The sequence below is a fragment of the Amycolatopsis kentuckyensis genome, from assembly GCF_041679295.1.
Classification (GTDB): Bacteria; Actinomycetota; Actinomycetes; order Mycobacteriales; family Pseudonocardiaceae; genus Amycolatopsis; species Amycolatopsis kentuckyensis_A.
In genome coordinates this window covers 32,303-53,322 of the sequence record NZ_JBGDMD010000020.1, presented here as the reverse complement: position 1 = coordinate 53,322, position 21,020 = coordinate 32,303, and the positions used below count along the sequence as shown (strand labels likewise).

16 protein-coding genes are annotated in these 21,020 nt (G+C 67.3%); 8 read left to right on the top strand and 8 right to left on the bottom strand.

The window, feature by feature from the left end; translation table 11 throughout:
- The first annotated feature begins 1,058 nt into the window (after window positions 1–1,058).
- Window positions 1,059–2,168, top strand: coding sequence for a hypothetical protein (locus tag ACERZO_RS48145; protein ID WP_372672732.1), 1,110 nt, complete (start codon window positions 1,059–1,061; stop codon window positions 2,166–2,168).
- A gap of 277 nt (window positions 2,169–2,445) precedes the next feature.
- Here the strand turns inward: ACERZO_RS48145 and ACERZO_RS48140 are convergent, their stop codons facing one another.
- The 3 genes from ACERZO_RS48140 to ACERZO_RS48130 are packed head-to-tail and all read right to left on the bottom strand — an operon-like array spanning window position 2,446 to window position 8,227.
- A complete protein-coding gene (locus ACERZO_RS48140) occupies window positions 2,446–4,944 on the bottom strand; it encodes a hypothetical protein (RefSeq protein WP_372672731.1) in 2,499 nt (832 codons plus the stop codon).
- Window positions 4,941–6,794: a hypothetical protein gene (locus tag ACERZO_RS48135; protein WP_372672730.1), complete on the bottom strand. Its 1,854-nt coding sequence runs from the start codon at window positions 6,792–6,794 to the stop codon at window positions 4,941–4,943. The genes ACERZO_RS48140 and ACERZO_RS48135 overlap by 4 nt, the downstream gene beginning before the upstream one ends.
- Window positions 6,731–8,227, bottom strand: coding sequence for a tyrosine-type recombinase/integrase (locus tag ACERZO_RS48130; RefSeq protein ID WP_372672729.1), 1,497 nt, complete (start codon window positions 8,225–8,227; stop codon window positions 6,731–6,733). The genes ACERZO_RS48135 and ACERZO_RS48130 overlap by 64 nt, the downstream gene beginning before the upstream one ends.
- 19 nt (window positions 8,228–8,246) lie before the next feature.
- Between ACERZO_RS48130 and ACERZO_RS48125 the strand changes: the two genes are divergently transcribed.
- Entirely contained in the window at window positions 8,247–8,717 is a 471-nt protein-coding gene (locus tag ACERZO_RS48125) for a hypothetical protein (RefSeq protein WP_372672728.1), read from the top strand.
- Window positions 8,718–10,207: 1,490 nt separating this feature from the next.
- Here the strand turns inward: ACERZO_RS48125 and ACERZO_RS48120 are convergent.
- Window positions 10,208–10,507 carry a hypothetical protein gene (locus tag ACERZO_RS48120; protein WP_372672726.1) on the bottom strand — a complete coding sequence of 100 codons (300 nt, stop codon included), beginning with the start codon at window positions 10,505–10,507 and terminating at the stop codon, window positions 10,208–10,210.
- A gap of 159 nt (window positions 10,508–10,666) precedes the next feature.
- Between ACERZO_RS48120 and ACERZO_RS48115 the strand changes: the two genes are divergently transcribed.
- Window positions 10,667–10,831: a hypothetical protein gene (locus ACERZO_RS48115; RefSeq protein WP_372672725.1), complete on the top strand. Its 165-nt coding sequence runs from the start codon at window positions 10,667–10,669 to the stop codon at window positions 10,829–10,831.
- A gap of 19 nt (window positions 10,832–10,850) precedes the next feature.
- Window positions 10,851–11,156, top strand: coding sequence for a zinc finger domain-containing protein (locus ACERZO_RS48110; RefSeq protein WP_372672724.1), 306 nt, complete (start codon window positions 10,851–10,853; stop codon window positions 11,154–11,156).
- A 929-nt stretch (window positions 11,157–12,085) separates the two neighbouring features.
- On the opposite strand, the gene ACERZO_RS48105 is transcribed toward ACERZO_RS48110, so the two are convergent.
- Complete coding sequence (locus ACERZO_RS48105) at window positions 12,086–13,426, bottom strand: helix-turn-helix domain-containing protein (RefSeq protein ID WP_372672723.1); 1,341 nt, start codon at window positions 13,424–13,426, stop codon at window positions 12,086–12,088.
- 183 nt (window positions 13,427–13,609) lie between these two features.
- Between ACERZO_RS48105 and ACERZO_RS48100 the strand changes: the two genes are divergently transcribed.
- Genes ACERZO_RS48100 through ACERZO_RS48085 form a run of 4 tightly spaced genes read left to right on the top strand, consistent with a single transcriptional unit; the run spans window position 13,610 to window position 17,091 of the window.
- A complete protein-coding gene (locus tag ACERZO_RS48100) occupies window positions 13,610–14,221 on the top strand; it encodes a dTDP-4-dehydrorhamnose 3,5-epimerase family protein (RefSeq protein WP_372672722.1) in 612 nt (203 codons plus the stop codon).
- 43 nt (window positions 14,222–14,264) lie between these two features.
- Window positions 14,265–15,251: a dTDP-glucose 4,6-dehydratase gene (locus ACERZO_RS48095; protein ID WP_372672721.1), complete on the top strand. Its 987-nt coding sequence runs from the start codon at window positions 14,265–14,267 to the stop codon at window positions 15,249–15,251.
- A complete protein-coding gene (locus ACERZO_RS48090; protein WP_372672720.1) occupies window positions 15,248–16,435 on the top strand; it encodes a DegT/DnrJ/EryC1/StrS family aminotransferase in 1,188 nt (395 codons plus the stop codon). The genes ACERZO_RS48095 and ACERZO_RS48090 overlap by 4 nt, the downstream gene beginning before the upstream one ends.
- The gene (locus ACERZO_RS48085; RefSeq protein WP_372672719.1) at window positions 16,432–17,091 is read left to right on the top strand and encodes a formyltransferase family protein; all 660 of its coding nucleotides are present in this window, start codon (window positions 16,432–16,434) and stop codon (window positions 17,089–17,091) included. Before ACERZO_RS48090 ends, ACERZO_RS48085 begins: the two co-directional genes overlap by 4 nt.
- Window positions 17,092–17,117: 26 nt before the next feature.
- Here ACERZO_RS48085 and ACERZO_RS48080 read toward each other — a convergent pair whose 3' ends face one another.
- The 3 genes from ACERZO_RS48080 to ACERZO_RS48070 all read right to left on the bottom strand — a co-directional run bounded on the left by ACERZO_RS48080 (window position 17,118) and on the right by ACERZO_RS48070 (window position 20,624).
- On the bottom strand, window positions 17,118–18,320 hold the full coding sequence (locus tag ACERZO_RS48080) for a UDP-N-acetylglucosamine--N-acetylmuramyl-(pentapeptide) pyrophosphoryl-undecaprenol N-acetylglucosamine transferase (protein ID WP_372672718.1): 1,203 nt from the start codon (window positions 18,318–18,320) through the stop codon (window positions 17,118–17,120).
- A 230-nt stretch (window positions 18,321–18,550) separates the two neighbouring features.
- Window positions 18,551–19,480, bottom strand: coding sequence for an inositol monophosphatase family protein (locus ACERZO_RS48075; RefSeq protein ID WP_372672717.1), 930 nt, complete (start codon window positions 19,478–19,480; stop codon window positions 18,551–18,553).
- Between the two features lie 16 nt (window positions 19,481–19,496).
- The gene (locus tag ACERZO_RS48070; protein WP_372672716.1) at window positions 19,497–20,624 is read right to left on the bottom strand and encodes a hypothetical protein; all 1,128 of its coding nucleotides are present in this window, start codon (window positions 20,622–20,624) and stop codon (window positions 19,497–19,499) included.
- Window positions 20,625–21,020 lie beyond the last annotated feature (396 nt).

Below are 21,020 nucleotides of genomic sequence, written 5' to 3'. Positions count from 1 at the left end.
ACCGTGCGACGCGGCCCACGTGTTCAACCTGTCCAACTGTAGTTGCGACTGCCCGCTCACCCTGTGCCCACTGCACAAGCCGTTGAATCCGGCCACATGCCGATGCGAATGTCCAGCCACGCCGTGCCCTGACTACCGGATGACCCGGGACCCGAAGAGCTGCCAATGCCGATGCCCAGAAGGGTTGTACGACTGCGGCGGCTACTGCGCCGACTTGAAGACCGATGAGCTGTTCTGCGGCTCCTGCGATGCCGAGCCGTGCGACGCTTTCGAGGAACTCTGCTGCGACGGAACTTGCACCAACATCTGCAGTGACGCCAATTGCGGCAGCTGCGGCCGCGCCATTCAGCTGGGCGAGAAGTGCTGTCACCCTCAATGCACCCCTACAAAGCTAGGTACGGACACCAACTGTTCAGACTGCGGAGATAATTGCATAAGCAAAAATGGCAGGAACTGCGTAAGCGGCACCTGCCGATGCCCGAGCGGCACCAGGGACTGTTGCGCCAATCCACCGTGCATCAACTCGTGCTGCCCCAACGGCCGCGAATGCTGCAATGGTGTCTGCTGTCCAACAGGGATGGCCTGCTGTAACAACTCGTGCATCTCAACCTACTGGGACGACGCGCACTGCGGCGGCTGCAACCAGCCGTGCCCGACCGACCGAACATGTATTAACGGTGTCTGTGAATGCCAGGCTGACCTGAAGGACTGCGGCGGACAATGCATTCCGTTAAACACGCTGTGCTGTCTGAACATTCCATGTTCAGTAACAGCCACCGACTGCTGTTCCGGCTGCCGTGATTTATTTACAGTCCCAGCAGTGCCGGGTTGGTCACTTTGGCGCGCCGCCAATCCAAACGCCAAGTGGGGTATTTGTGTCAATGGAGTCGTAGAATGCAACCCTCCGGTCGTCTCACTGACCGCCACCAATGGAGTTTCGTTGTGCTGTCCGCCGGGGTCCACTGCCATTGACCAGAATGGTCTTTGCACATGACTATCAAGCTACGTTCCGAAGAGCAAGAGGCGAGCCATCCGGCCAACTAATACATCATGAAGAGGTGAGTATTATCGTCACCAGGGTTTACTGGGAGTCGTTCGATCACCTTCTTGCGGACGACGACCTCATCAACGTGTCGATCGAAGCCGACACAGTTGCACCGGACGCTGTCGAATTTCGACTGGTCGCCGGCGAGGGAATCACCTGGTGGAAGGGCCTGTACGTGCCCGACGGTGAACCTCACGGTAGCGGCTGGGAAATCTGGACTGAGGGCACCCGGACGTCGGATTCTGTTGCGCTCTGGGCTCACCAGGTTAACAATGGACAGGACATAGAGCTCCGAAAGGCAAAGTTCCTGACACAGTATCGGTATGCGCTCGGTGGCCTCGATCGACTTGCTCCCGGATCTCGGGTGACCTTTCAATGGACTCAAGACTCGGAGGCAGATCACGCCTGTTGGGTCGTGCGTGCCCACGTCGACCTTCCGTATCGCGACGGCCTATTCCGGGCCACTGCTAACGAGACGTTCCAAGCTAACGTGACCTATTGGAACATCACCGACAGCACCACGTGGACCTCGGATGCGCGTTATCGGCTCGGATCGTGGCTTCCCGCCGACAACATGACTTGGGGGCTGTCGCGGGTCGCCCTGCCTCATTCGGTTCCGGGGTTCGGCGACGGCGTCGAATTCACCTTCACCGCGCGAGCTCCGGCCAACCCCGGGCAGTACCCATTCTGCTGGCGGATGGTGCAGGACGGGGTCGAGTGGTTTGGGGAAAGGTGGCAACTTCGGGACGGGGTCATCGCGGTCGAGCCGCCGCCACCACCTACTTCAGGGGAACTGACGGTCAACCTGGTTCGGCAGGATCCGTCGGATCCGGCAGCGCTTGACTATGACGCCACGGCTACGGATCCGTCGGTGACACCGACATATCCAGATCCACGCCACGTGCTAATCGAGTCGGTGACGAATACCACAGGACACAGCCTGTACCTGGCACACCAGGACCGGATCCAGCAACAGACTAGCTACGTGCTGTTTCCGCCCCGCGCACAGGCAACAACGCCGTTCGCCATGCTGGAGGTCGAGGGACGTTGGCGCGCACGGTATCGAGGTACTGAACCGCCACCACCGACGCTGACGGTAATCGTCGCCTGGCGCGCTCCCTAGGCTCTCACGACGGCGGTCAAACTGTGGCCTGGTTGGCGTGCTCTGAGGCCAATCGCCGTATCCGTCAATTTGAATGGAGACCGCGAACATCCGCCCGTGCCGCTGAGCGCGAACTTTCTGGGCGGCCAGGACGGCCGCGGGCCGATCGGCGGCCACGGCGTGCCATCCTCTTGACCGTCGCCCCGTTCTGACTGAGCCATCTGATCGTCTCCGACTCCGCCAGCCGACGGCGTCCCGGCGCGTCGATGTGACAGGCTGGTGACGGTTCCCGGCCGTATTACCGGCGGGGTGGTCTGGTGCTGATGTGTCCGACGTTGCACACACCTTCGAGTTCGGCGCGCAGCTGATGGTTGTCGAGGCAGAGGCGTTGAATGGTGGCCATCGCGAGCGCCAACTGGTCGGTGAGTTCGCGGTTGATGTGCCGGAGCCGTGCGTTCTGTTCGGTGAGCCGTTGCAGCGTGGTACTGCCGCGCTGGCTGCTGGCTGGCTTGCCGCGGTCTTCGAGAATGCGGCCGATTTCGGCGACGATGGTGGGAAAGTTGCGACGGAAGGTGGTGTTCGCCAGCCCAACACGCCGAGCAAGAGCGATGACGGTCGGCGGCCCTCCGGTCGTGGTCTCGCCCTCGACGCACAGCGCTTCGAGGGCGGCTCGGACGTCGTTGTCGGTGGGCAGGCAGCTGTGGCGGGTCATGACGTCTCCGTGGCGTGACGGCTCAGGAACACGGTGATGCGGTCGCGTCGCTCGGTGAGGCGGTGCCGCAGCAGCGGCGGAAGAGTGTGTTTTCTTTCGAGTTCGTGCTCGATGTGGTGCACCTCGTCGCATAGCGCGGCGTGGTTCGCACTGGTGAGCGCGACGTTCGCGCAGTCCAGTGGCCGGCACGCTGCCAGGTTGGGGCGCGATCCGGCAGCATGCTTCCTGAGGCAAAAGGGCGGTGTCAGGTTTGAACACGCAAGTGACGTACTTGCCCGGGTAGACGGCCGGATCGGCGCGGCGAAGAATCCGCTTGAGACGCCGAGGATCGGTGACAACCGATCCGGCGAACGCGTCGGCGAACGTGTCGAGGCGCCAGGTGGCCTCGGGGGCGGCCGGTCCGGTCAGGCTGGGATGGTCGTGCTCGGTGGCCATGGCCAGCAGCGTTTCGCCACGGGTGAGAGCCTGTTCGGCTTCGACCTCGGCGCGGAATCCGGAGTCCGACGTGCCAGCGTAGCCCTCGAACATGTGAATGCTCAAATGACGGTACTGGATGGCACCGGCGATGGAGCCGCCCGGACGGCGGGCGATGAACCAGGCGAGGGTGCGGCGGAACTGCCGGGTTCGCAGTGGCCACGGGCGTCCGTCGACGTCGGGGATGGTGTCGCTGCGGCTGTGGGCGTGGCAGTAGCGGTTGATCCAGGTGATGAAGTCCTGCAGCTGCTGGTTGGTGGTATCCGTCCCGAAGGCTTCGCGGTACCCGCGGTCGACGGTTCCGCGGGCCGGGGTGGCATCGAATGCAGCGAAAAGCAGGTCCCCGCTGGTGTCCGGTCGTAGCTGTTCCAGCAGGGTCACGGCCAGGGCGGCAGGCTCGCCCACCGTCCAGGTTGCGGCTGTGCCCTGGGGGTCGTATTCGCCTTTGAACGCCAGGCTCCGCACGGACCAGCAATAGGGAGTGCCGTCCGGCGTGCGATGAACGTGCAGGCAGCCTCGGCGGAGATGCTTGATCTCGCTGTCGCGCATGCCGGACAGGTAGGCGATGGTGATGTAGCAGGCGATGAACAGGATCCGCGCGAGCGCGTCCACCGATTCGAGTGGATGGCTGACCGGGATGCCGTCCAGCCAGGGGCGTCCGTCGAGGCAGCCGCGAATGGGCACCGGCAGCTGGCTATGGGGCGCGACGCCGACGATCCGGGCAGCAGCCTCTACAGCGGCAGGCCGGTCGCCGTAGTAGAGCGACGACGTCCGGCACCTGGCCTGCCAGGCGAGAAACGTCAGATTGGGTCCGTGCTCGTGGCCGGGCAGCGGTGCTCTGGCGGCGACGTAGCCGTCGAGGACCGTTTGGATGCGCTCACCGACGCCACGGTTGTCGCCGCGACGGTTGAGTCTGCGCGGGTGCCGATAGTCGTGCGCGGCCCCGACCGCAGCGAGGACGTCGGGGGCGAAGTCGCGGACGAACCGCAGTGCCCACCCGACCAGCGGGCCGAGGACCTCCTCCGGGATCCGGTTCGTCGCGTTCTCGCCGCGGTGCGCGACGGGAACGCTCCAGCCGTCCAGGACCGCAGGGTCCATCGTCAAGCCGTCACCGAGCGACCTGCGGTACCGCCACAGCAGGCGGACCGCCGCGCAGGCCTGCGCCCGCACCATCCCCGAAGCGGCGGTCAGGCCAACGTGCTGCTGGTAGGCGGTCAATTCGGTCGCGGTGACCTCCTCGATCGCGAACTGTGTTGACCGGCCGGTCGTCGGCTGGCAGGTGTCGAGCCAGGTCAGGAAGCGCGCGACGCGGGCGAACGCCGCATGGATGGTGGAGATGGCCAGGCGAGGTTCGTCCGGCGGGAGCGGCCCGGACAGCATGGTGTGAAACAGCTCCTTCGCGGTACCTCGGTGGCGCGCGGGCACGACCGTGGCGAAGTCGAGCCGGGCGTCCCGGGCATGCTTCTGCAGGATCGCGGGGCCGAGCTCCCACACCGGATCGGCGAACCGGGACGTGGTCTCCAGCGCAACGCCGGGTCGCAGCGGCCGCCCAGCTAGCACGAGGTCTTCGCCGGCCGGGTATTGGGCAAGCGTGCGAGCAGTGAGTGTCACGGGTGCTCCCACGGGTCTTCAGTGAGGTCGAGCAGCACGTCAGGTGCGGGCTCGTGGCGAGCGCGCTCGACCTCGGCGGGGGTGAACTTCGGGAGGACGTGGTGGCGGATCGCGGCCCACGTGGGTCCGTACCGGGCCCACCAGCGGTCCGTGCCCTCGACGGTGCGGCGCTGGTCCAAGGTCTGCTGCAAGGCCACGATCGCGGGAAGATGCGCCGAAGTGATCACGCAGTTCCCGCAGTGGAAGCAGTCCAGAAATGACACCCGCTGGCACGGCTTTTGGGTGGCCGGGTGCGACCGCGGGTCCACACACGCGTTCCACGCCGCCTCGGCTGCACTTGCGACCTCGGGCGGCGACGAGGTGGCGTGAATTCGCAGGGTGGCGCGGCCACTCTCCGCCAACGCGCTCTGGTGCGCTCCCAAGGCCTCCCGCTCGGCGTCGACCAGCGCCTCGGCGGTGACGTCGTGGGCCCACTCGATCGTCGTCTGGTCGCCGCGTAGATAGTCGGCGAACAGCACGGCGACGCTGTTGGACCGGGCAGCCGAGGGCAGGTGACCGCCGACGGCGCGGGTACGGCGGACCTCCATGCTGGTGCGGACCCGGACACAGTCGATGGTCAGCGGGTCGGTCGAGCCGTCCGGTCGCGGGTCGGTGCGCAGTTGGTGGCGGGCACTCCAGGCGGGCAGCTTCAGGCTGGCGTCGAGCTTGTGTGCGAACGGGTCGCGATGCTCGCTGACCGTGGGTCGGCTGCGGTCGACGTTGCGCCAGATCGACCAGATCGAGCTCGCGGCGCTCCAGGTGCGGCCACGGGCCATCAGCCGGTGCGCGAGCAGGTAGAGCCCGCCCGGCGTGTGCAGCTCCCGGTGGGGTGGTCCGATCTCCCAGGTGACCGTCTCGGTCCAGCGCTGCCGCCCGCGGCGTCGTTTGATCACCTGCAGCTCGACCGCTCGGCCCTCCAAGATCCGGTGTTCGGCGGGCAGTTCCTTGATGGTTTCCACGTTCCGTTGCGTCAGCGCGGTCAGCAGGACCAGCAGCGGTTCCAGGTCGGGCCGGGTGATGAACAGCTGCCCGGCCAGCGCACGCCGGCCACGTTCCCGCGGGATCTCCCCCGTTGCAGCGATTCCCCGGACTGCGGCCCGGGCGCCGTCCGGATCGTCGCCGAGCGAGCTGAGGAGGTGTTCCCCGGCGTCGATGCGGTCCCGGAGTGCGGCGACGTCGGCGCGAGCTGCCTGCAGGATGCGGGCGAGCTCGCCGTCGCTGTAGCCGGACTTCGTCGTCGTCCGGGGGATCGTGGCTCGGCGGCTCAAGTAATCCAGCACCTCGGCCGCGAGCTGCGCCTGCAAGGGTGAGGTGCGAAACAGGCTGCGCAGCCCAAGCAGCTCGACACCGACCGACTGGGCGGACACCGATAGTCGCCGTCGCTGGAAATACGCCTCGACCTGGCTGCTCGTCAGCGCCCGCGGATGGGCCGGAGGATCAGCCGTCTGCGCGAGGGCGCGGACGAATCGGGCCATCGTCCCCCACACACCTCGCGCCGACGGCAACGTCCGGCGGCTGCCCGCCGGGCCGATCAGCTGCGCCAGCGCCGCGGCCAACATGGGATGCCAGCCCGGCAGCGGAAACGCGCCGACGTCGAACACGTGTCGGCGCCCGTCCTCGCCGACGAACGGCACAGCCAGACCAACCCCGCAGTCTGCGCTCGGCTCGGGCCGAGGCTCGTAGCTGCTCGAGGCGGGCAGCTCGGCGCGGCGACCGCGACGTGTGCTCCCACGACCGTCCTTTCCGGTCACCAGACGGTTCCGTCCTCTCCGGCCAAGGCGATCAACGACGATTCGCGCGGGTCTTCCCACCCGTCCGGTACCAGCGCCATCCGGGTGTGCATCTCCAGCTCCGCCAGCGCGTGCAGGTAGATCTGGGTGGTCACCGCCGACCGATGCCCGAGCCGGCGCCGCACCCAGTCCAGCGGATCTCCGAAGATCCTCGTGTAGTGCGTGCGTTGCTCCGGGTTCAGCTCGCCGAGCGCGGCCAGATGACCGCGCTGCAGCTGCTCGAGCGTCACCACGGCGAAGGTATGCCGCAGCATGTGCGCGTGGCATTGCAGCGCCACCCCGGCGGCCCGGCACCGGTGATTGGCCTCGGCGAACACGCCTTTCCACCGCGACCTCGACAGCGGCCACCCCAGCTCACCGAGCCACAGCGCCGCCGGCTCGAGGCCGTGTTCACCGTCGACCAGCACTCGCTGCCGTTCGCCCGGCCCCAACCGGGCGATCTTCACCGTGCCGCCAGCACCGACGCGGACTGCGACTGGACGAGCAGGGTCCGCCACCACCAGCGGGCGCCGCACCCGCCGGTACTGGCCCCGTTCTTGTGCCTCGGCGACCACTGCGGCGCGATCGATGCGGACGTACGACCGCAGGTCAGACAGCACGGACCCGGCCAGGTACACCCAGCGGGCCGACGCCCCTTTCGCGATCGATTCCGGTAACCAGAACCGCCGATACCCGGGCGTTGGGCCGCCTGTGGGAGGTACGTCGAAGACCGTCAGCGCGGACTGCTCTTGCAGTCGCAGGCCGGTCCGCACCATCACGTCGCTGAATACGGTGTTGCGGGCTGCCCACCGGCCACGGAATTCTCGCCGTGGAAGGCCGTCCGCGCCGTAGCCGCGGAGACCGACGTCGCGCCACACCCGGTAGGACGCCGGCGGCAACCACGTCACCTCCCTGCGGCCGCCGCCGTGCGAATACGTGGCCGGACGCTGTTCGTCCAGCGTGCGCCGACTGGCCCACCCCGGGTCCAGCGGCACTGGCCGTCGGGACGTTTGCGGGATCGGGTTGACCTGAACATGCCCGCGCAGAAGGGCCCAGCGGTAGAACTGGTTCACCGCTGCGACCTCGCGATCCCATGTCGCCCCGGACACTCCGGGCCCGGCCAGGTCCTGGCGCCGCCACACCAGATACGCCAGATGATCGCCCTCGACCGCGTCTCGCCAGGACCGGCCGCCTCTCGCGGCCCAGAGGAACGACAGGAACGCCGCCAGGTCACGTGCATATCCCTGCTGGGTCAGCAACGACGTGTGCGCCATCGCCGAGGACCGGAAGAAATCATTGAGATCGACGTCGAACTCGAACGCCGGGGACAGCAGGTACGGTGTGCCGTCGGTCAGGCGCTGGCGTCGGAGCCACTCGGCACGGTCGACAACCAGGTCATCCGCGAACGGCACAGAGCCTGCGACGGCAGGCAGCTCTTCGCGGGTGAGAACGACCCGCCACACATCGGCGCTCATCGATCAAGATCATCCGGTCATGACCGGCAGTGCACAACTCTGCGAAACCTGCCGACGGGTCGAAGCCTGCGACCCCAACGAGCGACGCCTCTCCGAATGGGCCCAGCTCGACGTCACCGTCCGGCACCCGCCGGCCACCGCACCGCAACAGGGACTCGTACTCGTCGCCCATCCCGCCGCGGCCGGGGCAGAGCCCCAGCGGATCGAGCTGCACCTTGACGGCACCGTCGTCGCAACCGCAACCGTCAACTGTTGCGCGGCATGCCTGACATCGACACTGGACTACGTCCACGTAGTCGCGGGGTACCGGCGCCTGGGCTACGGCCGCACCCTCGTCGCCGCGGCCCACGCCGGCGCACCCGAATACCGGTGGACCGCGCCGCTGCCCGAGGGTGTCGTCGCGCAGGCCTTCCGCGCCCGCATCTCGTACCCGAAGACCGGCGCGCCGTGCGTACACCAAGAACATCGCGGCGGCACCGCGGCGCACTGAGCGGATCCACCGAGCGAACACCCTGACGACATGCGCGCGGTCGTGCGCACAGGACAGCGCCGCATCGAGGTCATCAGCTTCAGCTTCCAGACCTCGGGGTTGGGGTGCGCGCGCTCGTCGGCGGCCGGCGAGCGTGGGGTTCCACGCCGGCGTCGCGACGGCATGCACTTCGATACGAAGTCCGCAGGTCTACGTAATGACGTTAGTTACACATCCGACCCGATCCGGGCCCATTGCCGGACGTCGATCACTGGGACAGAGTTGATCAGTGCCCAGGAGGCACGCGCGCTGACCAGCGACGCAGAGGCCGGATGTCCCTGGGAAGTTGCAGGCAGCACGGAGCACACTTGCGGGTGATCTCGATTCCACGCCCCTGAACAGGCAAAATGCCACTTTCCGGCCTCCACTTTGGACCTGTCATTACTTTCCCTTTTCCGTTTCACTGGCAATATCAACGTAAGGTGCAATATTTTCTTCATTGCAGGGCTGAAGATTTTTTGATCGCTAGTCAACCGAACATTTTACATCCATTTACACGCGTAGCTAATGCAGCTACTGAGGACTTTCGTGAAATGAAGAAAGTGGTAAGATGGATGCGGCAGGCTCGGGCGAGCCGCAGGTGCTGCAGACACCGTACGGCTCGCCCGACACTGTCAACGAGGGCTACCGACTACCTCGCGCCCACCTGGCGACTACTCGGAGTCCGATCGCCACGAGCCTGGCAGCCTTGGCTGCCAGGCTCGTGCCGTCTTCGAGGAGCTCCATCGAGGCGGCTCCTACCTCTAGAAACACCGCCACACCCTCGCAGGTCTGCGCCAGTGCCCCCAAGGCTCCGTGGTGGCCCTCGTCGTTGACATCTCGATCGCCCATATGCCACTTCCCACTCGCCGTGGGGGCACCGCCGGTGGCGGCACTTCCTACCCCGCGTCGAATCCGCCCGCAGGGGCCTCCTGCCCTAGAGCGAGCGAGATGGGCCCACAAGAACCTAGATGTCATCTGCACAATACCTCAGCCGAAGCGCCTCTGACTATTCTTGTCGAAGGTCCTAGTCGGACGCTCGCCCCAGCATCCACGGGTCGATGGAATAACGTCGCAACACAAGGTGAATCAAGGTCCACTTAGGACATACCTTATTGGTCGCTACTGCTAACGGGGTATTGGTCGTTGAAATCTAAGACCTGGCCTTATCGCTAACGGTCACTGCTCGAACACGGTGAGAGGTCGGCCGAGCACGACGGTGAGTACCGGCGGCACCGCCATTAGGGTGACGCAGACGGCGAGTTGCCGTGACCGGTGACCAGAGCCTGCGGAACACTTCGTTCCGACTACCTGGACTACTGGGCGCTCCTCAGTCGCGCCGAGCAGCTTCACCGCCTTTGCGGTCGGCGCGGGCCCACAGCTTGACCTAAGGCCAGGGCAGCCGCAGCGGGCCTTGGTGGTGGAGATCGCCTCTCACAGCTGGCTGCCGGGCTGGTCGTCGTCGGCGGCCGCTAGGCGATCTTGCTGGTCTCGCTGTGGTGGATGCCGAGGGCGGCGCGCAGCAGGGCGGTGTAGGTGAAGGACGGGCCGCCGCCGGTGTAGCCGAAACCGAAGGCGTCTCGGCCGACCTTCGGCAGCGGGACTGGGTCGGTCCGTAGGCGCCCGTCCGGTTCGGGGGTTAGCGCGAGCAGCGTGGTGGTGGAGGCTGTGTCCGGGTCGGGACGTCCGGCGCCGGGACCCCACCGCCCTCGGACGCCGGTGGATGCTCGGCACGGGTTCGTTCCCCAGTCTCCAGGGTGGACCGTTGCCACCCTGGTCGAGCGTCGGCCCGCACTCCACGCCTCGAAGCGTCGGCGACACGTGCGCGCGGATCCGTGCCCAGATCCGTAGCGTTGGCCGTATGAGCGCGGAGAACTTGGACACCCACCCAATCGATGTCGCCCGGGCCGGCCTTCGGCGCCGAAGGTGGTGTGCCCCAGGGCGACGTGACCTGGCGGTCCTACGTCGATACCGACGAGCCGGGCACCATCATCGTCGAGGTCTTGCCCGACACCAACCCGATGAGCGGCGCCGCGGTCCCGGGTTTCCGCTACCGCGTCGAGTACCTCGGACCCGCACTGTCCGCCACCGAGTGATCGACCACGGGACCTGCTGATGAGCGACTACTTCACCCTCGATCCGACGACGAAGGCACAACGCGATCCGGCCGAGGTCGAGGCCGCCCTCCGCCGGGCCTGGAACGCGTGCGCCGGCGTGCCCTGCACGAAGTGCGGCATCGAGGCGGGGCAGTACTGCCGGGACAAGACGCGGGGAACCTGGTGGGTCACCAGGTTTCACAGGCCTCGACAAGACGCCGCCGGCACGCCGGGGATCCTGGCTCGGGTCGGGATTCACGGGCTCAGCTGGGCGAAGGGAAACGGGGCGTTCGCCTGGGATGACCGCACCGTGCCGACGATGTAGCAGGGCGAGGCGGCGGCGCCAGCTGGCCGACGCCGCGCCTTCGCGTGTCACGCGACACCGCTGCCGCCACTCGCCCGCATCTCGGCGGTGACACCTGCCCAGGGAAAGAACCCAAAAATGTGTTCAGCGCGTTGTCTAGCAGTTAAGGCAAATGTGCGGTCGAAAATGGCGCGGCAACGCGTTAGAGTCGATGTTGGGGAACGGGCCCGATCCCCAACATGACCCACCTAGTGGTGCACCAGGATGTAGATCAGCTGGCCGGCTGCGCATCCACCCTGGATCACCGCCACGAAGAGCCTGGCTCGCACAAGAGCCAGGCTCTTGTGCTTACGCCGTCTCCGCGGTTTCCGAGGGGCCATCGTCATCACCACCCTTCCTTGACCCCGCGGGAGCCCAGGAAGCGGAAGGCCGACGACGCTGACCTCTACACATCCAACGGTACCTACGATCGCCGACATGAAAAGGCCTTTCCGGAAGCGCAAGAACCACGTCGAGGCCCTGTAGGGCGGCCGCTGCGGCTCAGCGACCTCCTGCCCGGTGCCGCAGTCGATCTCCTGCCGACCCGCCGTCACAGGACGAAGGCCGTGGTCAGTCCCTGATCAGGGGCAGGGCGGAAAGCGGTGGGGAGCGCCGGGCAATGGTGCCGCCGAAGTGGCGGTGCGAGGTGCGATCCCCACCGTCGCGCTCCCAACTGGTCCAGGCCGAGGTCGATAGCGGTGTCGGGATAGCCGTCCTCGGTGAGGCTGCAGTGGTCCACCGCGGAGTGCACGAAGCGATCCTGTTGGGATCCCTCCACGCTCGAGTAGAACTACCGCGCCCGAGATCGCACTGAACGCGTCCGAGATCATCGTCGCCGGCGGTATCCCGGTCATCTGCAACGTTGTCGCTCTCGCGGCTGCTCCACCGGTTCGTAGCCGAACGCTCTGCGGTCAGGCCGGTATGTGAACCCGGGCGGCGAGATCGCGGATTCCTGGCACCGCTGCTCGGTTCTGCTCCAGCAGCGCGTCGACGATGGTGCGGACCGCCGCTCGCGTGTGTACCTCGCCTGGAGCGCGGCGTTCAGCGGCCAACAACGTGCTGTACGCCGGGCCCGGCTGACCAAGCTGCAACTGGACCGCGGCCAAGTCAACCAAGTAGCGCCCCTCCCGCTCGACGTCAGGGAACGCGACCCCGCGGGCCGTGCGAGCATGCTGCAGCGCAGCCCCCGGCTCGCCGAGCAGCTGCTCCACCGACACGCGGTGGCTCAACAGGTTCGCCCGGGCCCGCGCAGACCCGGCACCGTCGAGCCGATTCGCGGTCGCTGCGGCCTCCGTCAGCAGGTCACGTGCTCGCGCACCGTCACCGGCCCGGGCTGCAGAGTAGCCGCCGGTACACAGCAGACTGGCGTGCAGGAGAAGATGGCGAGGGTCCCGGCCGTCGAGCGCCAGCCGGTCGGCTGCCTGCACAACGAGTGCGCCGGCCCGATCGTGGTCGCCGGCGCGGCGGCACACTCCGGAGAGCATGCGTTCGGCTTCGGCGAGAATGAGCGGCTGACCTGCTGCTTCGGCGGCCCGAACGGCGCGGTCGGCGCTGATCCACTCCAGTCCCGCGGGACGGAGCTTGACCAGCGCGCGGGTGACCAGCGTGTACGCCTGGGCCGTGGCTCCGGCGTCTTGGGCCGCCTCGGCGGCGCGGACCAATGCCGGCAGCTGGTCGGCCAGCGCCAGGAAGTCAGACCTGCCGAACGCTGCACGCGCCCCCGCGAGTGCGCGGGTCAGACCGGCGGTCGGCACCGCCGGACCTGCGGAGGCCTTTGCGCCGATCAGGACGTCGGACAGCTGCGCGGTGAGCACGGCGGCCGGATCCGGCACTGCCGCGGGCACCGCCGTCGCGGCATCCGCGGCCGGGACGCCGGTGACAGCGGCACCGATGGCCACCCCACCGGCCTTCAAGAAGCTGCGTCGGCGCACGTCGTCCTCCTCCGGGGCGGGCTTGGTGCCCACCCTAGAAGGGACCGGGTCGCTGCGCCCGGCCGCCACGCCCCCGGGGCCCTCCAGCCCGAATGCCGACGCGGGAAGCCCCAGCACCTCGGCCAGCCGCCGCAGCGTCACCACGTTCTCCATCCGGCGGCGACGCGCCTCCATCTTCGAGATCACGCTCGGGTGAAACCCCAAGCGCCGGGCGAGCTCGGTCTGGTTCCAACCTGCTCGCTCTCGGGCGTGCTGCAGGACTGCGGGGTAGTCGCGGCGCTCGATCGCGTCGAACAAGGGCGAGGACATGATCGGAAGCATCAGGCGCCCTCCCGCCGCCGGAAACGAAGACTAACCCAGGGTAGCGGTTTCGTGACCCTGTCGAGGGCGCTGTGCCGGTTCGGCACAGCCCGTGCCGGGCTGGCACAAAACCCCACTTCACCTGCCCCCGAATTCCTAGCTTCGAGGTGTCGCGATGACACGCCGATTCGGGGAGGGCATGGGATGGAATCACGCGTCGAGCCGCTACCGATCTCCGGAGCGTGGAAGGTCACGCCCACGGCCTTCGTCGACGACCGCGGAAGCCTGCACGAGCCGTTCCACGGCGGGCAGTTCGCCGTGGCCACCGGCATCGACCTGGCGGTGCAGCAGGCGACCTGCTCGGTCTCCCACCACGGTGTGCTCCGCGGCATCCGGGTCACAGCGGAAACCGGGCCGGCGAAGTACGTGACCTGCACCGCCGGCGCGGTGCTCGACGTCGTCGTCGACGTACGGGTCGGCTCCGCGACCTTCGGCCGCTGGCACGCCGAACGCCTCGACCACGAGAACCGGACAGCGCTCTACCTCGCACCCGAACTCGGGCACGCCTTCCTCACCCTGTCGGACACCGCGACGCTGCTGTATCTGCTGTCCCGGCCGCATCAGGACGCCTACGAACGCACCGTCAACGCCCTCGACCCTGACCTCGCGATCACCTGGCCCCCAGGCATCACGCTGCAGCGATCGGCACGCGATACCGCCGCGCCGGGCCTGTTCGAAGCCCACCAGGCCCGCACCCTGCCCAGCTACGCCGCCTGGTCCGCCCTGCACCGCGACCCGGCCATGCACCGCAGCTGACCCCGCCCGCTTCTCGTCGCCCGATTCCACCGAAAGGATCACGATGCACACCGTCTTCGTCACCGGCGGCGCCGGATTCATCGGCTCCCACCTGGTCGACCGGCTCATCACCCGCCACGACATCGCACAGGTCACCGTCCTGGACGCGCTGACCTACGCCGGCGACCGACGCAACCTCGCCGACGCCGAATCCTCGGGCAAGGTCCGGTTCATCCACGGCGACGTCCGCGACCACGACACCGTCTCCGCCGTCCTGCCCGGCCACGACTGGGTCGTGCACCTGGCCGCCGAATCCCACGTCGACCGCTCCCTGATCGACGTCGGGCAGTCGGTCCGCACGAACGTCATGGGCACCCAGGCGCTGCTGGACGTGGCGATGCGCACCGGCGTCGCCAAGGTGGTCCACGTGTCCACCGACGAGGTCTACGGTCCCCTGCCCACCGGCGCCGCCGCCGAGGACACGCCGCTGCGGCCGACCGTGCCGTACGCGGCCACCAAAGCCTGCAGTGACCTGCTCGCCCGCTCCTACTTCGTGTCCTGCGGTGTCCCGGTGTGCATCACCCGCAGCTCGAACAACTACGGCCCCCGACAGCACCCGGAGAAGCTGATCCCGCGTTTCCTCGGGCTGCTGTTGTCGGGCCAGTCGGTGACCGTCCACGGCCACGGACGGCACATCCGCAACTGGCTGCACGTGGAGGACAACTGCCGGGCGATCGAGTGCGTGCTGCGGGCGGGCGTGCCCGGCGAGACCTACAACATCGGCGGCGGCACCGACCTGACGACCATCGAGCTGACCAGGCTCCTGCTCGAGGCCACCGGCCGCGGCGCCGACGCGATCAGCTACGTCCCGGACCGCCCCGCCAACGACATCCGTTACAGCATGGCCTGGGACAAGATCGCCGCCCTCGGGTTCGCACCCACTCACGAGCTGGAGGCCGGCCTCGCGGACACCGTCGCCTGGTACTGCCGGCACCCCGAACGGCTCGCGGCGACCGCGGCGACAACCGAACTGGACGGGGTGTCCGCGTGAGCACCGTAACGTGCCCGAGCGGGCCAGCCGCCAACGCGCGCCCGTACTTGCACGGCCCCGAGCTCGCTGCGATCGATCGCGCGCTGCAGTCCGGGCAATACGGGCACGGACCGGAGACCGACGCCTTCGAACTCGAACTCGCCGCCTACCTCGGTGTCGACGACGTTGTCGCGGTCGCCACCGGCACCGCAGCCCTACACCTGGCGCTGCTCGCCGCCGGCGTCGGGCCCGGCGACGAGGTCATCGTGCCGTCGCTGACCTTCTGCGCCTGCATCCAGGCGATTCTCGCCACCGGCGCTCGCCCCCGGTTCGTCGAGGTCGATCCTCGCACCCTGTGCGTGACCGCCGAGCACATCCGGGCCGCGCTCACCTCGGCGACCCGCGCCGTCATGCCGGTGCTCTACGGCGGCCGCGCCGTCGACCTCAGCCCCATCCGCGACCAGCTCGCCGACCGCGGCATCGCCGTCGTCGAGGACGCCGCCCACGCCTTCGGCTCCGTCAGCGGCGACCGCTTCGTCGGCGCCACGGGCGACCTGACCTGCTTCAGCTTCGACGCCATCAAAGCGCTCACCTGCGGCGATGGCGGCGCCATCGTCCCCCGCAACCCAGCCGAAGCCAACAAGCTGCGCGAGGGCCGGTTGCTGGGCATGGCCGCCGTCCGGGAGGAGCGGGTACGCACCGTCTCCTACCAGGTCAGCGCCCCGGGCTTTCGGTACCACCTCTCGACGCTGCACGCCGCCATCGGCCGTGTGCAGCTCGCCAACTTCGACAAGGTCGCGGCCCGTCGCAAGCACCTCTGGCGCCGCTACGCCGCCGCCCTCACCGACATCCCGGACGTTGCCGTGGTCGACCTCGACATAGCCAACACCGTGCCGTTCAACTGCGTCGTCCGCGTCCCCGCCAGGGTGCGCGACGGCGTGCACGCCCGCCTGCACGCCGCCCGTATCCAGGCCGGCGTGCACTACCCGCCCAACCACCTGCAGCCGGCCTTCGCCCGCTGGTCCTGCCCACTGCCCGCAACCGAGGACGTCGCCGCCGAGATCCTGAGCCTGCCCTTCCACCCGGACCTGACCGACGACGACATCGCCCTCGTCGCCGCCGAGCTCGCCGCCGCAATCGCCACTGAGTCCGCTGCGTGCGACACCACCGCCGTGCTGACCGAATCGGCTGGGGTGCGACGGTGACGCGGCGCATCGCTGTGCTCGGGAAGGGCACCCTCGCCGTGCACACCTGCGAGACCATCGCCGCCATGCCAGACCTCGTGCTCGACACCGTCGTCCCGACCACGCCCCAGCCGAGCTGGGACATCAGCCTCACCGACACCGTCGCCACCCGATGGCCCGAGGTTCGCCTCATCGAGTCCGGCGACTGGCGCGACCTCGAACCGGGCCGGTGCGACCTCGTCCTCAGCGTCCTCTACGACAAGATCATCGGCCCGGAGCTGATCGACGCCACCCCGCAGATCGTCAACTGCCATCCCGGCCGGCTGCCGCACTACCGCGGAGTCCGGCCCGTCAACTGGGCCCTGCGCAACGGCGACGACCTGGCCGGAATCACCCTCCACGTCATCGACACGGGCGTCGACACCGGCCCGATCCTCGCCGAGGCGTTGTTCTCCATCTGGCCCGACGTCGACGAAGTCCGCGACGTCTGGTCGCGGGCCGTCGCCCACGGCCGCCAGCTCATCACCGACCCCCTCCCCCGGCTCGATCACATCACGCCTCGACCGCAGAACCCACAGCTCGCGACCACCCACCACAGCCGCCACAACCACCAGCTCGGCGACCGAACCGAGTGGACACGAGCCCCGTCGAGCCCTCCTACATCGCACACCCGATGATCCGATGGCCGCCAGCCCTCCCAGGGTCAGCGGCCTCCGGATCGGGCAAGGTCCAGAACGACATCGACCAGCCGCTCACCGGCATCCGGGCGTCCATGCTCACGTGCCTTCCCGGCCATCTCCCGCCGGCGATCAGGGTCACCCAGCAGCGGCCCCAGAGCGTCGCGCAGGGCAGCCGGAGTGACCTTGCCCAGCAGCGCTGTGGCGGCGCCCGCCTCGGCAAGCTCGCGGGCGTTGTGCGCCTGCTCTCCACCGGCCGACGAGGCCAGCGGAATCAACACCGACGGCAACCCCAGCGCGGTCAGCTCGGCAATCGTCCCCGCACCACTGCGCGAGACCACCACGTCCGCCAGCGCGAACACATCCGGCAGCTCCGCACCCACGAACCCAACCGGCAGATACCGCCCGGCCAGCTCCCCCGACAAGGCCTCCGCAGCCGATTGCATCGCCGACACCGCACCCGGACCACACTGGTGGATCACGTTCGCTCGCTCCAGCAGCCACGGCAAGATATCGCCGACGATGCCGTTGATCTGGGCCGCACCCTGCGCGCCGCCCGTCACGTACACGGTCGGCCGCGCCCGGTCGAACAAGTCCAGCCCCAGCGTTGCGATCGCTTTGTCGGCGTGACCATCCAGGATTTCCGGCCGCACCGGATTTCCGGTCACGACCGTGCGCTTCCGCACGCGCGGCGGCAGCAATGGCAGCGTCGAGGCCGACGACACCGCGACGGCCGTCGCGGTCCGGGCCAGCAGCCGGTTGGCCAGCCCTAATCGCACCGTCTGCTCGTGTACCACCAGGGGCCGCCGGCAAACCCAGGCCGCCAGACTCACCGGAACCGAGACGTACCCTCCGGTCGCGAGCACGACGTCCGGCCGGAACGCTCTGACCGCGCGGACCGCCTGACCGATGCCTAGCGGCACCTTTGCCATGTCCCTCAGATTGGCCCACGACAGCATCTTCAACGGGTTGCGAGCACGTCGGACCTTGCCTGTCGCCACCGCCTTAAACGGGATGCCGTCACGCTCAGCGGTGCGTGCTTCGAGCCCACCAGCCGTCCCCATCCACAGGAACGCCGTCGACGATCGATCGACCTCGAGTCGGGACCGCGTTGCGCGAACAGCCGTCAAGGCCGGATAGGTGTGACCACCGGTCCCGCCACCCGTCACCAAGAGCCGCACAGGGCCATCGTTTTGAATTCCTTCGTCGGCACCGCGATCGATTTTCAAGGCGAAGCCCTTTCTTTTGCTCTTCTCCTTCCGGGAGAGGCGAATTGATTCTTGCAGACGCTTGACGGCTCTGCCGGACTGCCCGCTCTCGACCCTCGCCTACCGCAATGACGTTGCGCGCGATTGACGGCCGGCGTCGACTGTACGAGCTGGCGTTGCTGGGCGGCGTCACGTGTTCCCCGAGGCTGCGGAAATCGGCAGACAGCCGATGCCATGGCGCAGGCGCCCCGCTATCGGAGGCTTTCGACGATCTCGGTGGCCAGGCTGGCGGTCCCGGCAGCGACGAACCGCTGTCGGCGGTCCATTGCCGCGGAAATCTCCGCTATCGAGCCAAAGTGGTAGTCAAGCGGTACGGGCTCTCCGTCGAGGTCGAGCACGGTGCCACCGGACGCGTGGAGGATGTAGTGCCCAGGCGCGAGGTCCCAGACAGCGAATCCCTTGGCGAACTCGACGGTAGCTTCCGTCATACCCGCCGCAACATGGCAGAGGCTGACCGAGCCGAAGTCCACACCGATCCGTCCCCTGCTCTTGCCGTCGTTGCCTGGCGTGTCGAGTGCTTCGAGAAAGTTCAGCTTCCGGGCGAGCGGAAGAAACCGCTCGCCCGGACGCATCAGAAAGTTGGTCACCAGCGACTCGGAAAGTCGCCTGCTTGCATGCTGTTTCAGTTCGTACGCCTGAGAGTCGGCTGTCACGACGTAGGCGCGGTCGATGCCGTGCTCGTCACGCGCGCCGACGTAGAGCTGGAGGTGATGGAAGATGTCGCCAACCACCGCGACAACCGGCCGGGCGGCGGCGCGGGAGTAAACCATGACATGCGTGTAGCCGAGTAGCCCGCGTACGGCGAGTTCACTGGTGTCCAGAGGGTCGACCAGAACGCAGAGGTCTGGGTCAGGGTCAGCCCCGACGATCTCTGGTTCCGCCTCTTCAGAAGCGTAGACAAATGTACCGAGAACCGGAGCCAGAAGCTCGCGGTAGCGACGATGCATCCACAGGTCGTGCTCCGACAGGAAGTTGTCTACATGTCGCAGGTTCTCGCTTTCGCCGCGTCGGCCGGTCAGCGCCGCCTCGACTAGCTTGGGACGCAAATCCAGCATCACGTCGCGCACCATCTCGGCGAGCCTGCCGGCGAGATCGGGGATCTCGCTGACCCTCTTCACCACTGTCTCTCCCCTCTGCTCAGCGAAGCTCCAAAGGCGGCTCGATGCCTGGCGGGCTCATCGTCGCAGCGATGAACACCGCCTCGAACCTAGCCGCCTGCATGATCGTCGCGCCGGTGAGATCATCGAAGCTCTTCACCTGCAACGAATTGCCTTTGGTCATGGCGCCGAAGACTGCGAAGTACAACTCTGCTCCTGGGTATCGTTCGCGTAGCTCCCGCGCCACGAGCCCGACGACGTCAGCATGCTTGACCTCGAAGTCGCAGATCACGATCACCGGCGCTTCCACCGATTCGGGGTAGTGAGACTCGGCCGCAAAGGTGATCTCGTTCCGAACGCGGTTGCACCTCAGGTACCCGATAGAGCACCGATTGAACTGGGCGGACGCCAGGAAGGTCGCCATGACCAAACCCGCTTCGTTGATTCCGATGCAGATGTCCGCGTCGAGCCGTCGCCCGAGACTCTTGATCTGTCGCATCAACCGCTGGACGCCGTACCCGAAGGTGTTCCAGGTCAAGTCGAGCAGCTGGCCCGGATTTGGGTTCGGCAACGAGAACACGCAAATCGCCGGATTTCCGTGGTCGATAGTCGGCACGACTAGATTGAAGTCTTGTCCTACAGCATTGTCGGTCGTGTTCAGGTCGCCGACTAGGGCGCTGCGAACCTGCAGTGAGTCGCTGGCAACAGCGGCCGGCTGGTGGTCAGCTGCAGCCTTGAGCGCCAACTGATCTTCCGGAGCCAGCTTCTCGTACGCCTCTTGAACAAGGTCGCCCGCGAAGATGAACTCGCTAGCCGTGCCGTGCGGCCCGAGTCCGTACGCTTTTGCCAGGATGAGCAAGCTTGCAAATGATGGCGGAGAACCGACTCCAGAAGCTCCCCGCGTTCGCGCCCAACTTTCCCAGGCGTTGATCGTTGTTCCACCGAGCGTCGTCTGGTTGCCAGCAACCTCGTTGTAGCGGATGGCCGCTTGATCTTGCGACAACCCAGCAGAGTACCGGAACGCTTGGATGCTGGGCAGATCCCGATGTCGATTCATCAACTCGAGGGCTGCAGATTTGACCGATCCACAGGATGCAAACAACTCCCTGCCCTGTTTTGCAAGTTCTCGCCCGCGGGCTTGAGGAGATTCACTCTGCTTTTTCGCCATGTTTACGCACCCCCGTCGCCCCGTCTGCGGCTCGCCACTGAGGGACCGCCGACGTCCACACTACTAGTACCCATTGCGATGGGCAACCTGGCCGATCGACCATGAAACTGCAGGTCACAGCAGCACAGAGACCCGAGGGAACCCGGACCGTCTCGCAGGTGCGCGCAAGCCCCGGCTAATGGGACCGTTATCCGGGTTGATCAAGGATCGTCGAGCACGCAGGGCCTAGGCCCGCAACCAAGGATTAGCGCATGAGCACCTGGACTGACCAGCAAGCCCACCTTGGCGACCGTGTCGGAATGGGACTCGGCAATCGCGTCGTACGCGGCGGCACCGTGGTCGTCTTGAGCGGCGCGGCCCCGGGCATCACTGGCGATCCCCCGACTGTTGGCGAAG

Coding starts and splice junctions, on each gene's coding strand:
- ACERZO_RS48130 (WP_372672729.1), bottom strand. CDS start 8,227: ATGAGCGCCGATGTGTGGCGGGTCGTTCTCACCCGCGAAGAGCTGCCT.
- ACERZO_RS48125 (WP_372672728.1), top strand. CDS start 8,247: ATGACCGGCAGTGCACAACTCTGCGAAACCTGCCGACGGGTCGAAGCC.
- ACERZO_RS48110 (WP_372672724.1), top strand. CDS start 10,851: ATGAGCGACTACTTCACCCTCGATCCGACGACGAAGGCACAACGCGAT.
- ACERZO_RS48105 (WP_372672723.1), bottom strand. CDS start 13,426: ATGCTTCCGATCATGTCCTCGCCCTTGTTCGACGCGATCGAGCGCCGC.
- ACERZO_RS48100 (WP_372672722.1), top strand. CDS start 13,610: ATGGAATCACGCGTCGAGCCGCTACCGATCTCCGGAGCGTGGAAGGTC.
- ACERZO_RS48095 (WP_372672721.1), top strand. CDS start 14,265: ATGCACACCGTCTTCGTCACCGGCGGCGCCGGATTCATCGGCTCCCAC.
- ACERZO_RS48070 (WP_372672716.1), bottom strand. CDS start 20,624: ATGGCGAAAAAGCAGAGTGAATCTCCTCAAGCCCGCGGGCGAGAACTT.